This window comes from Rhizorhabdus wittichii, from assembly GCF_017607425.1.
Lineage (GTDB): Bacteria > Pseudomonadota > Alphaproteobacteria > Sphingomonadales > Sphingomonadaceae > Rhizorhabdus > Rhizorhabdus wittichii.
On the sequence record NZ_CP059319.1, the window covers coordinates 2,859,891 to 2,872,081 of the forward strand.

Here is a 12,191-nt window from a genome sequence, read left to right on the forward strand (position 1 = left end):
GACGGCGTTCAGATCGCCATGCCCTGCAACAATCTCGGCAATTTCCCCGTCTCGCCGCGCGCCTCGGCCATGAAGCGGCCCTTGAGCGGGCCGAGCCGCTGGACCGCGCCGAGGCCGATGCGACGCACGGTGCGGGCGGTGCGGCCGGGGATGCCGAACAGGCGGGTCAGGCCGTCGGTCGAGGCCGCGACCATGAAGCTGTCGAGGCTGCGCCAGCGCTGGTAGCGGTCGAGAAGCTGGGCGTCGCCCGGATCGAGGCCGAGCCGCATCCCCTCGACCAGCACCTCGGTCAGCGCCGCGACGTCGCGATAGCCGAGGTTGACGCCCTGGCCGGCGATCGGGTGGATGCCGTGCGCCGCGTCGCCGACAAGGGCGAGGCGGGTGTCGGTGATCCGCGCGGCATGGTGGAAGCCGAGCGGATAGGAGGAGCGCGGCGAGATCAGCGACACCGCGCCGAGCATCCCGCCCATCCGCTTCTCGGCCTCGGCCTGATAGGCGCGGTCGGGCAGGCCCAGCATCGCCGGGGCGTGCTTCTTGTCGACCGTCCAGACCAGCGCCGAGCGGTGGCGCCCCTCCGCGTCGTCGACCAGCGGCAGGATCGCGAAGGGACCGGCGGTATAGAAGATCTCATAAGCGACGTTGCCGTGCGGCTTCTCATGCGCGATCGAGGCGATCATCGCGACATGGTCGTAGCTCCAGCGGGCGCAGGTGATGCCGGCCGCCTCGCGGGTCGGCGACTGGCGCCCCTCGGCGCCGATCAGCAGCGATCCCGCCACTTCGCGCCCGTCGGCCAGCGTGACGCGGACCCCGTCGAGGTCGCGACGGACGTCGACCGGGCGGGCGGGGCGCAGCAGGGTCAGTCCGTCGGCGGCGCGCGCCGTCGTGTCGAGCGCGATGCGCAGGTCGCGATTCTCGAACATATGGCCGAGCGCGCCGTCGTCGGCCGACGGCTCGAACATCAGGCTTTCGGGGCTGAGGCCGTCCTGCACCCGGATCGCATCGATCGGGCAGCCGCGGCCCTGGAGATGCGCGCCGACCCCGATCGCGTCGAGCATCCGCCACGGCGCGCTCGCCACCGCCGAGGCGCGGCCGTCGAAGCCGCTCGCCAGCATCTTGTCGGGATCGGCGGGATCGATTACCGCCGCCATGATGCCGTGCCGCGCGAGCGCGATGCCGAGGGTGAGGCCGACCAGGCCCCCGCCGAGGATGATGACGTCCTGCCGTTCCATGCGATCCGCTTTAGGACGTCGGCGGCGGACATGCCACCACCTAACCATATCGTCATCCCGGCGGAGGCCGGGATGACGGTGGAAAAGGGGATGAGACGGGCCGATCGGGGCGTCGCTTGACCGCGACTCCGCGCTATGGGATTCTTGGGCCATGGCAAGTCGCAGCATCAGGATCGCGGGGGAAGATGTCACGCCGACGGCGGCGGGGCCGGGCGGCTGGCGCGGAGTGCTGGCGGGGCTCGGGCGCCGCGCCGGGTCGATCTGCGCCGCGCTCGCGCTGATCGGCGGGACGATCGCGTCGGGCTTCGTGCTCGCCAGCTATCATGTCACCGATCCGTCGATGAACACGGCGGCCGGCGGCCCTTCGCAGAACGTCTTCGGCCCGGTCGGCGCCTGGATCGCCGATCTCGCGCTCAGCATCTTCGGGCCGGCAATCGCGCTGGTCCTGCCGCTCGGGCTGGTCTGGGGACTGCGGCTGTGGCGCGGCCATCCGGTCGGACGCTGGGGCCGCTCGCTCGCCATCGCCCTGTGCGCGGTCGCGATCATCGGCATCGGCCTGGGGCTGTTCCGGGGCGGATCGGTCGCCGGCCTGCCCGCCGGCTTCGGCGGCAGCCTGGGCCTGGCCGGCGCCGCGCTCGCCCGGCTCGGCCTCGACCAGATCGCCGATCCGACGATCGCCAATGGCGCCCGCCTCGGCAGCGCCGCGCTGCTCGCCATCCTCGGCCTGTCGCTGTGGGTCTGGGGCCTCGGCCTGATGGCCGACGAGCGCGACTGGCTGTTCCGGCGCGGCGCCTATGCCCGCCGCCCGTCCGAGCCCTATGACGATGACGACGTCCCCTTCGACGTCGACGACATCGAGACGATCGACAAGGCGCCCCTGCCCGTCCGCCCGCCGCGCCACGCGCCGATCGACGAGGACGAGGAGCCGGCGCCGCCGCCCGTCATCGCCGACCGCAAGAAGGCCGCCGCCCCCTCGGCCAAGGCGGTCGCGCGCGAGCGGCAAAGCTCGCTGCCGCTCGGCGACACCTACAAGCTGCCCAGCCTGTCGCTGCTGTCGCCGGCGCCGCCCTCCTCGGGCAAGACGATCGACAAGGCGGCGCTGGAGCGCAACGCCCGGCTGCTGGAGACCGTGCTCGACGACTTCAACGTCAAGGGCCGGATCGTCGAGATCCGCCCCGGCCCGGTCGTCACCATGTACGAGCTGGAGCCGGCCGCCGGCATCAAGGCGAGCCGCGTCATCGCGCTGGCCGACGACATCGCGCGCAACATGTCGGCGATGTCGGCGCGCATCGCCGTCATTCCGGGCCGCACCGTGATCGGCATCGAGTTGCCCAACGCCAAGCGCGAGACGGTGTCGCTGTCCGAGCTGATCGCCAGCGACGCGTTCGAGGAGCTGTCGAGCGGCCTCGCCCTCGTCCTCGGCAAGAATATCGGCGGCGATCCGGTGATCGCCGATCTCGCGCCGATGCCCCACCTGCTCGTCGCCGGCACCACCGGATCGGGCAAGTCGGTCGGCATCAACTCGATGATCCTGTCGCTGCTCTACCGGCTGACGCCCGACCAGTGCCGGATGATCATGATCGATCCGAAGATGCTCGAACTCAGCATCTACGACGACATCCCCCACCTGCTCTCGCCGGTCGTGACCGAGCCGCAAAAGGCGGTGCGCGCGCTCAAATGGGCGGTCGAGCAGATGGAGGACCGCTACCGGATGATGTCGTCGGTCGGGGTGCGCGGCCTCGCCAGCTTCAACGAGCGGGTGCGCACGGCGAAGGCCAAGGGCCAGCCGCTCGGCCGCCGCGTCCAGACCGGCTACGACGCCGAGACCGGCCAGCCGATCTACGAGGAGGAGAAGCTCGAGTTCGAGCCGCTGCCGCAGATCGTCGTCATCGTCGACGAGCTCGCCGACCTGATGATGACCGCCGGCAAGGAGGTCGAATTCCTGATCCAGCGGCTGGCGCAGAAGGCGCGCGCGGCGGGCATACACCTGATCATGGCGACGCAGCGCCCGTCGGTCGACGTCATCACCGGCGTGATCAAGGCCAACCTGCCGACCCGCATCAGCTTCCAGGTCACCAGCAAGATCGACAGCCGCACCATATTGGGCGAGCAGGGCGCCGAGCAGCTGCTGGGCAAGGGCGACATGCTCTATATGGCCGGCGGCAAGCAGATCATCCGCGTCCACGGCCCGTTCGTGTCGGACGACGAGGTCCGCGCCGTCGCCGACCATTGGCGCGAGCAGGGCACCCCCGACTATATCCAGGCCGTCACCGAGGAGCCCGAGGACGGCGGCTTCGCGATGGAGGGCGGCCCGTCCGGCCCCGACGATCCCGAGACGCAGACCTATCGCCGCGCGATCCAGCTCGTCGTCGAGAACCGCAAGGCCTCGACCAGCTGGCTGCAACGCCAGCTCCGCATCGGCTACAACTCGGCCGCGCGGCTGATCGAGCGGCTGGAGAAGGACGGCATCGTCTCGCAGCCCGACCATGTCGGCCGGCGCGAGGTTCAGGTCGACATGGCCGACCTGGGACGTTTCCTCAGCTAGATCCATTCCGGGTCGGATTGAGCCCCCTATCGTCATTCCCGCGAAAGCGGGAATCCACGGTCGCGGAGCATCCCGTCTCTTCCGGGCCGCCGTCCATGGATTCCCGCTTTCGCGGGAATGACGGAAAGATGAGGAAACCGGCATGATTCGATCAAATCGAGAAGGACCCTGAAGAACTTGGGGCCGATGACCGCATTGTTGGGCCGCCTGTCCGGCTTGCTGCTGCTCGCGGGACTGGCCGGTTGCGCGCCGCCGCCGCCGATCCGCGTCCTGCCGGCCGCGAAGGCGCCGGCACCGGACATCGTCGCGGCCGCGACGCCCGGCGAGATGCGCACCACCCTGTCGGTGCTGACCTATAATATCGAAGGGCTCGGCTGGCCGGCGCGCAAGGGTCGAGTCACGCAGCTTCGCGAGATCGGCCGCCGGCTCGCCGAGTTGCGCGAGCGGGGGACGGCCCCCGACGTGGTGATGTTCCAGGAGATGTTCAGCGGCGGCGCCAAGCGCGCGGTGGCGGCGAGCGGCTATCCGGCGATCGTCGCCGGGCCGCAACGCCTGACCTTCGCCGGCCGCGCGACCGACCGACCGCTGCCCGGCCATTCGCGCTTCCGGCGCGGCGAACTCGGGCTCAAGCTGCTCGGCAGCGGGCTCGCCATCGCCGCGCGCTATCCGCTCGACGGGGTCGAGCTCCATCCCTATGGCCTGCGCTCCTGCGCGGGGATCGACTGCCTCGCCAACAAGGGCATCGTCCGCGCGCTGCTGCACATGCCCGGCGTGCCGGTGCCGATCGAGCTCTACGACACCCATATGAACTCGCAGGGTGCGTCGCGCGCGCCGAAGCCCCGCGCCCTCGCCGCGCACATGCGCCAGTCGCGCGAGGCGTCGGGCTTCATCGCCGGGGTCAACGAGCCGGCCTATCCGCTGATCTTCGGCGGCGATTTCAACATGCGCTGGTCGGAGGAACGCTTCGCCGACTTCTCGCTCTACGTGCCGCTGGAGATCGTCCATCGCTGGTGCATCGAGCCCGACCATGGCTGCGACGTGCGGATGTCATGGGACGGCGACGAACCCTGGATGGACACGCAGGACCTGCAGCTCTTCCGGTCGAGCCCGACGGTGGCGATCCGGCCGATCCGCGTCGAGGCGATGTTCGACGGCGGGGCGCTGCCCCAATTGTCGGACCATGACGGCTTCCTCGTCACCTATGAGCTGCGCTGGCGGGCCGACGGCGGCGCGCTGCGCTGACCTTCATCAAAGCGGAGCGCCGGCGGCGAGCTGGGCGCTCCAATGCGCCCGCGTCATCGTCGCCAGATATTCGGCCTGCATCGACGGGGTGAGGATCTCCATCATCTGGCGGCCCTCGATCCACAGCTCGACGACGCCGAACATGTCGCCGCGCTTGCGATATTTGGCCGGCCAGCCCTCGCGGTGGGCGATCGCCATGACCTCGTCCATCTCCAGCGCGGTGCCGAACGCGCCGTGGGAGGCGGTGAAGCGATCGAGCCCTCCCGGCTCGCCATAGGCATCGGCGTCACCCTCCGCCTCGCGCAGCAGCGTCCCAGCCGGATAGACTTCGATCGAGGTGCCGCGGCCGTCGTCCGCCAGCGCCATCCAACCGTCCTGCGACACGGGCGGGAAGGGCATCGCCTCCCCACCGATCAGCTCGGCAAGGACGGTGGCGACGTGGCGAGGGTCGGCGGCGGCGATCGACATGTGGAACAGCATGGATGTCTCCCTGATCGTCCCCCAATGAAATATGGCACAGAATGTGTCAACGAATATTTGACACTTTCCGTGCCACATATTAGCGCCGGACCATGACCGAAGCCGTCCCCCCGCCATCCGCGCGCGAACGCCACAAGGAGGATGTCCGCACCCGCATCCTCGACAGCCTGATCGCGCTGCTGGGCGAGGGCATCGACATCAACCATGACCGGGTCGCCGAACGGACCGGCGTCGCCCGGCGCACCGTCTATCGCTATTTCCCCGATCATGACGCGCTGATGCAGCCGCTCTGGGACCGGGTCGTGAACCTGGCTGGCGGGGCCGCCGTCCGCTTCCCCGACAGCGAGGCCGAGCTGACCTCGTCGATGCTCTCCATCTATGAGGGTTTCGACCGGATCGCCGGCCTGGCGACGATCGTCCGGGCGACGCCGCAGGGCCGCGCGGTCCGGCTCGCGCAGAAGGAGCGGCGGCGGGCGGCCTATGTCTCGGCGACGGCGGACGCGGTGAAGGCGCTGCCGCCCGAGGACCGGCTGCTGGCGACGGCGATGCTCCAGGTGCTTCACACCACGCCCTGGCTGGAGATGCGCGACCAGTGGGACATGGACGGCGCGCAGATGGCGACCGCCTGCCGATGGGCGGTGGAGACGCTGCTCAAGGACCTGCGCGCGCGCGGCGCCAAGCCGCTGTCGGAAGGGCCGGCCTGACCGGACCGGGATTTGCCTAGGGCAGCGGAGATGCGCCATAGGGCCGGCCATGGAATCACCGTCCCCCGACGATAGGCCCGTCTGCGTCGCCGCGCTCTACCGCTTCGCGCGCTTCGCCGATGTCGAGGCGGTGCGCGCGCCGCTTGCCCGGCTGTGCTGCGGGCTGGGGGTGAAGGGCACGCTGCTGGTCGCGGCGGAGGGGATCAACGGCACGATCGCGGGCGACGACGCGGCGATCGCGCGGGTGGTCGATCATGTCCGCACCCTGCCCGGCTGCGCCGACGTCGACGTCAAGCTGTCGCGCGCCGCGACCATGCCGTTCCACCGGATGAAGGTCCGGATCAAGCGCGAGATCGTGACGATGGGCGAGCCCGACATCGATCCGCTCGAAGGCACCGGCCATTATGTCGCGCCGGAGGATTGGAACGCGCTGATCTCCGACCCGGCGACGATCGTGATCGACACGCGCAACGATTATGAGGTCGCGATCGGCAGCTTCGCCGGGGCGATCGACCCCGGCACCGCCAGCTTCCGCGACTTCCCCGCCTGGTTCCGGGCCGAGCGCGAACGGCTGCTCGGCAATGGCGGCCCGGAACCTCGGGTCGCGATGTTCTGCACCGGCGGCATACGCTGCGAGAAATCGACCGCCTTCCTCAAGGCCGAGGGGATCGAGCAGGTCTATCACCTCGAGGGCGGCATCCTCAAATATCTGGAGACCGTGCCGCCGGAGGAGAGCCTGTGGCAGGGCGAATGCTTCGTCTTCGACCAGCGGGTCGCGGTCGGCCACGGCCTCGCGCCCGGCACCCACGCGCTCTGCCATGGCTGCCGGATGCCGGTCGGCCCCGAGGACCGCGCCTCGCCGTTCTATGTCGAGGGGGTGAGCTGTCCCGCCTGCGCCGACGCGCGCAGCGACGAGCAACGCGCCGGCTATGCCGAGCGGCACCGGCAGGAGACGCTCGCCGCCGCGCGCGGGGTCGCGCATGTCGGCGCGACGATCGAGGCCGGTTCTGGTCGGAATCGTCCCGGACTGGATTGAGGATATTCTCCCACCGATCGTCATTCCCGCGAAAGCGGGAATCCACGGTCACGGCACATTCCGTCTCTTGCGGGTCGCCGTCCATGGATTCCCGCTTTCGCGGGAATGACGAGTCTTGGTGATGATTGGGAGCGCTATTCCGCCGCTTCGGGCAGGGTCGCGGCGGTGGTCCAGCCGAGGCGCGGGATGTTGATCGACCGCTTGCCCGACAGGTCGGTGCGCAGGACGAAGATGCCCTGCTCCTCCATATAGGCGATCAGGCGGCGGACGCGGCCCTGCGAATGGGTGCCGTAGACCTGCGCGAGCTGACCGTCGGACGGCGCCTCGCGCCCGTCACGCGCGGCGTTGGCGACCAGCAGGAAGGGGGCGAGCATGTCCTCCGGCAGGGTCGCGCCGATCGCCATCGCGTCGAGCCAGCCTTCGTCGAGATCGTCGGGCAGGCCCGCCCGCGCCATCGACAGGCGGCGGCGGAAGGCGGCGAGATCGAGCCCATGCTGCGCCAATCGCGCCATCCGGCAGCGCACGCCGAAATCCTGGAACAGCACCGCCGGCTGGCGATAGGTCGCCTCCGGGTCCTCGCACATCTCGCGCAGCACCTGGTTGAGAACCGCGTCGCGTTCCTCGTCGGGCATGGCGGGCTCGTTGCTCGGCGCGGCGGGAGTCAGGACCGGGCCGGACTTGCTGATCGCGCGGAGCAGGTCGTCGCTGGTCGGCACCGGCGGGCGGGGCGGCGGCGGCGGCGGCGGCAGGTCGTCGCCGGGGGCGAAGAGCAGGCCCTGCAGATCCTCGGGCGGGGCAGAGGGCAGCGGCATCAGCTTGGGGCTGCCGCTGCGCGCCGAGGTCTCGACCGAACCGATCGTCACCGGGATCGGCCGGCGCGACACGGCCGGACCCAGCGCCAGGAACTGGCCGCGCGGCAGGTCGCGGATCTGCTCGGCCTGGCGTCGCTCCATGCCCAGCAGGTCGGCGGCGCGCGCCATGTCGATGTCGAGGAAGGTGCGCCCCATCATGAAGTTCGACGCCTCGGCCGCGACATTCTTGGCGAGCTTGGCGAGCCGCTGGGTGGCGATCACCCCGGCGAGGCCACGCTTGCGGCCCCGGCACATCAGGTTGGTCATCGCGCCGAGCGACGCGCGGCGCGCCTCATCCGACACCTCGCCCGCGACGGCGGGGGCGAAGAGCTGCGCCTCGTCGACCACCACCAGCGCCGGATACCAATGGTCGCGCGGCGCATCGAACAGCGCCGACAGGAAGGTCGCGGCGCAGCGCATCTGCTGCTCGATCTCGAGCTCGTCGAGCGCCAGCACCACCGACACGCGATGCTCGCGGATGCGGGTGGCGAGCCGGACGATCTCCGCCTCGCTATGATCGAACGCCTGGATGACGACATGGCCGAAACGATCGGCCAGGGTGACGAAATCGCCCTCGGGATCGATCACCACCTGCTGGACGACCTCGGCCGATCCTTCGAGCAGCCGGCGGAGCAGATGCGACTTGCCCGAGCCCGAATTGCCCTGGACGAGCAGACGGGTGGCGAGAAGCTCCTCGACGTCGAAATGGACGGACTGGCCGGGGCCGCTGGTGCCCATGTCGATTCGTGCGGTCACCCGCGGGTTACTGGCGGATGGGGGTGGCCGGGGGCAAGCACGAAGCGACAGAAAATTGTGGATGACTCGGCATAGCGCGCCCGATGGCGCCCCGATCAGGCCTCCGCCAGCGACCGGCCGCGCGTTTCGGGCAGGATCAGCACCGCCGGGATCGCGATCAGCACGACCATCGACAGCAGCAGGCACGCGGCCCCGGTCGACCCGGTCATCCGGGCGACCTGCCCCACCAGCAACGGCGCCACCACCAGGCCCCAGCGCCCGATCAGATTGTGGCACCAGCCATTGGCGGTGGCGCGGATGCCGGTCGGGAACAGCTCGGCATTGATCGTGAAGCCGACGATCCACAGCCCCATCGCCCCCTGCATCAGCACCCAGCCGGCGGCGACCGGCCACCAGCCCGGCGCGCCGTAGATCAGCGCCGCCGACAGCGCGCACAGCGTGACGAAGGCGAGCGCGGTCGGCCGCCGGCCGATCCGGTCCATGCAGAAACCGGCGAGCAGATAGCCGCCCGCCGCCGCCGCGAGGCCGAACGGCGCGATCAGCGCGATGTCGCGCGCCGCCCAGCCGCGCTCGTCGATGACGTGATAGGTGAAGAAATAGGTCGCCGCCCCCGCGAAGAAGTTGAGCGCGAACCACAGCAGGCTCATCCCGACGAAGCGTATCCGCAGGTCGGGTTGCAGCAGCCGGCGCAACTCGGCGACCGGCCCGCCCCGCTTTCCCCCGGCGTGGTCGGCGACGAACACCGCGGGCTCGCGGACGAAGCGGATCAGCAGCGGCACGATCAGCAGCGGCATCGCCCCGACCAGGAACAGCCCGCGCCAGCCGAGCGCGGTTTCGAGGAGCGGCGCGAGCAGCATCGCGGGCAGCGCCGCGCCGACGCTGGCGCAGGCGCCGAGCACGCCGTTGGCCTTGCCGCGCACCGCCGCCGGCAAGGTCTCGCTGACGATCGTATAGGCGCTCGCCACCTGGGTGACGAGCAGCAGGCGGGTGACGAACTGGATCGCGGTGAAGCTCGCGAGGCCCGGCGCCAGCGCGGTCAGCAACGTGCCGATCGAGAAGCCGACCGAGGACAGGATCAGCACCGGCTTGCGCCCGAAGCGATCGGCGAGGCGCAGCGTGAGATAGGCGCAGATCGCGCCGAGCGCGATGAACGACAGCGCCGCGCCGAGATCGGCGGGGCCGACTCCGAAGGCCTTGGCCGCATAGGGCAGGATGATGCTGGTCAGGTTGAGGTCGAACCCCTCGAACATCACGACGAAGGCCAGCATCGCGATCAGCCCGGCATGGCGGCCGCGCGGCTCCTCCCCGGTCATGGCGGCGGCGGCGGCCGTCACGGCGACATATACTCGCCGCCATTGATGTCGATGCCGGCGCCGGTGATCATCGACGCATAGTCGGACAGGAACATGACGACCCCCTTGGCGCATTCCTCGTCGGGCGGGATGACGCCCAGCGCGATGCCGGCGCGGACGCCGTCGAGAAGCTGGTCGAGGGTGATGCCCTGCTGCTTCGCCCGCTCGGCCATCGCGACCTGATAGGGAACGCCCCAGAGGCGGCCCATGCGCGTGGCGACGAAGCGGATGCCATATTCGCCCAGCTCGCGCGCGCAAGTGCGGGTCGCGGCGTTGAGCGCGGCCTTGGCGCAGGCATAGTCGCCCTGGCGCGGCAGCGCGCGGACGGTGCCCTGGGTCGAGATGTTGACGACCGCGCCGGCGCGGCGGCGCTTCATCTCGGGCAACACCGCCTTGGTCATGTGCAGCGCGCCCCAGAAGGTCACCTCGAAGGCGCGGCGCCAGACGTCGAGGTCGGCATCCTCGAACAGGTCCCAGCCGCCATGGACATAGGCGCTGTTGACGAGGCCGTCGATCGTGCCGAACGCCTCGATCGTCGCGGCGGCGAAGGCGTGGCACTGCGCCTGGTCGGTGACGTCGCAGCCGACCGCGATGCATTCGCCGCCCGCCGCCTTCACCTCGGCGGCGACGCCGTCGATGAACGCCTGTTCGGAGGGCAGCGATCCGATCGCCACCTTCGCCCCCTCGGCGGCGGCGAGCAGGGCGAGCTTGCGGCCCATGCCCGGCCCCACACCCGAAATCATCACGGTCTTGCCGGAGAGGATCATGTCCGTCCTTTCGCTGGAGATAGGATAGCCGGCACCCTCATTCGGGCACCAGCCAGGCGCCGTTGCCGGCGAAGAATTTCTCGATCGCCACGGTGCCGAGCGGTTCCAGCCGCGCCAGGAAGCCGAGCTTGCTGTCGACCCCGCCTTCGACATGCGGATAGTCGCTCGAATAGCACCAGGCGTGGCTGAGCTGCGGATAGCGGCGGAAATAGAGGTCGACCGGCTCGAAATAGAAGGGCGTGACCCGGACGTTGCGATCCATATAGGCCGAGGGCGGCATCGACAGCACGCCGGCCATGCGCTTGGCGTAGATATGCTCGACCCACAGGTCGAGATGCTCGGCGAGCGGACCGAACCAGGTCGCGCCCAGCTCGATGACGCCGAAGCGCAGCATCGGGTGACGCTCGAACACCCCCCCCAGCACCATCGCCGAGAGGAAGTTGCTCGCCCCCATATGGACGGTCGTGGTGCCGAAGGGTTCGAGCGCGATCTCGACGCTGTCGACCTTGCCGACCGCGAAGGCCGGCGCCTGGCTCCACGCGTCGCTCGACCGGAAGCCGGAATCGGTGCCGAGATGGAGCGTCACCGCGACGCCGTTGGCGGCCATCAGCGCCCAGAAGGAATCGAGTTCGGGCGCGGCGGGCGAGCGACCGCCGGGCGGCCGTCCGGTCGGCAGCCACACCGCCCGCGCGCCACGCGCCACCAGGTCGCCGGCCTGCTCCATCAGTTCGTCGACCGTCGCCCCCGACAGCAGCGCCGCCGGGCGGAAGCGGCTGTCCGGCGCGGTGGTCGTCCGCACCACCCAGTCATTATATTCGGCGACGACGCCGCGCAGCATGCGCTGTCCCTCCTCGCCGGCCGGGATCGGCAGGCCGAGGCTGGCGAGGCTGCTGCCGGTCAGCGGCCCGAAGGCGAGCAGCGCGGCGGACGGGAAGATGAGCTGGCGGGCGATGCCCATCGCATCGAGCACCCGGCGGCGGCGATCGAAGTCGAATGCACCCGGCGCGGACGGTCCTTTCTCGGTCCACACGCTCGCCGGCGTGATCGCCGCGTCATCGGCCAGGCCGGGGCGCCAGAAGCTGTTGGCGCCGAAGGATCGGATGAAGTCGGCCGCGACCTCGGCGAAGCGGGCGCTGTGCGGCCCGAACATCTCGCCCCAGACATGGGCCGGGGCCATCTCATGGGCGTCGACGTCGATGACGGGAAGCCGTTCGAGTAGGTCCTGCATC

10 protein-coding genes are annotated in these 12,191 nt (G+C 70.3%); 4 read left to right on the forward strand and 6 right to left on the reverse strand.

Annotated features, from left to right (window positions below; translation table 11 throughout):
- Positions 1-8: 8 nt before the first annotated feature.
- A complete protein-coding gene (locus HRJ34_RS13450) occupies positions 9-1,229 on the reverse strand; it encodes an FAD-dependent monooxygenase (RefSeq protein WP_029993941.1) in 1,221 nt (406 codons plus the stop codon).
- Between the two features lie 151 nt (positions 1,230-1,380).
- On the opposite strand from HRJ34_RS13450, the gene HRJ34_RS13455 reads away from it, so the two are divergent.
- Both HRJ34_RS13455 and HRJ34_RS13460 read left to right on the forward strand, forming a co-directional pair.
- A complete protein-coding gene (locus HRJ34_RS13455) occupies positions 1,381-3,774 on the forward strand; it encodes an FtsK/SpoIIIE family DNA translocase (protein ID WP_208634294.1) in 2,394 nt (797 codons plus the stop codon).
- Positions 3,775-3,960: 186 nt separating this feature from the next.
- On the forward strand, positions 3,961-5,016 hold the full coding sequence (locus HRJ34_RS13460) for an endonuclease/exonuclease/phosphatase family protein (protein ID WP_208631487.1): 1,056 nt from the start codon (positions 3,961-3,963) through the stop codon (positions 5,014-5,016).
- A 6-nt stretch (positions 5,017-5,022) separates the two neighbouring features.
- Here HRJ34_RS13460 and HRJ34_RS13465 read toward each other — a convergent pair whose 3' ends face one another.
- Positions 5,023-5,496: a hypothetical protein gene (locus HRJ34_RS13465; RefSeq protein WP_016745816.1), complete on the reverse strand. Its 474-nt coding sequence runs from the start codon at positions 5,494-5,496 to the stop codon at positions 5,023-5,025.
- 92 nt (positions 5,497-5,588) lie between these two features.
- Here HRJ34_RS13465 and HRJ34_RS13470 point away from each other — a divergent pair, with 92 nt between their 5' ends.
- Together HRJ34_RS13470 and trhO are read left to right on the forward strand one after the other, a co-directional pair.
- Entirely contained in the window at positions 5,589-6,200 is a 612-nt protein-coding gene (locus HRJ34_RS13470) for a TetR/AcrR family transcriptional regulator (RefSeq protein WP_012049845.1), read from the forward strand.
- A gap of 49 nt (positions 6,201-6,249) precedes the next feature.
- A complete protein-coding gene (trhO, locus tag HRJ34_RS13475) occupies positions 6,250-7,236 on the forward strand; it encodes an oxygen-dependent tRNA uridine(34) hydroxylase TrhO (RefSeq protein ID WP_208631488.1) in 987 nt (328 codons plus the stop codon).
- Between the two features lie 134 nt (positions 7,237-7,370).
- Here the strand turns inward: trhO and HRJ34_RS13480 are convergent, their stop codons facing one another.
- The 4 genes from HRJ34_RS13480 to HRJ34_RS13495 form a co-directional block, all read right to left on the reverse strand.
- Positions 7,371-8,843, reverse strand: coding sequence for an ATP-binding protein (locus tag HRJ34_RS13480; protein WP_208631489.1), 1,473 nt, complete (start codon positions 8,841-8,843; stop codon positions 7,371-7,373).
- Between the two features lie 95 nt (positions 8,844-8,938).
- Positions 8,939-10,177 carry an MFS transporter gene (locus tag HRJ34_RS13485; protein ID WP_208631490.1) on the reverse strand — a complete coding sequence of 413 codons (1,239 nt, stop codon included), beginning with the start codon at positions 10,175-10,177 and terminating at the stop codon, positions 8,939-8,941.
- Positions 10,174-10,962 carry an SDR family oxidoreductase gene (locus HRJ34_RS13490; RefSeq protein WP_208631491.1) on the reverse strand — a complete coding sequence of 263 codons (789 nt, stop codon included), beginning with the start codon at positions 10,960-10,962 and terminating at the stop codon, positions 10,174-10,176. The genes HRJ34_RS13485 and HRJ34_RS13490 overlap by 4 nt, the downstream gene beginning before the upstream one ends.
- A 37-nt stretch (positions 10,963-10,999) precedes the next feature.
- Entirely contained in the window at positions 11,000-12,190 is a 1,191-nt protein-coding gene (locus HRJ34_RS13495; protein WP_226948782.1) for an amidohydrolase family protein, read from the reverse strand.
- Position 12,191: the final 1 nt, after the last annotated feature.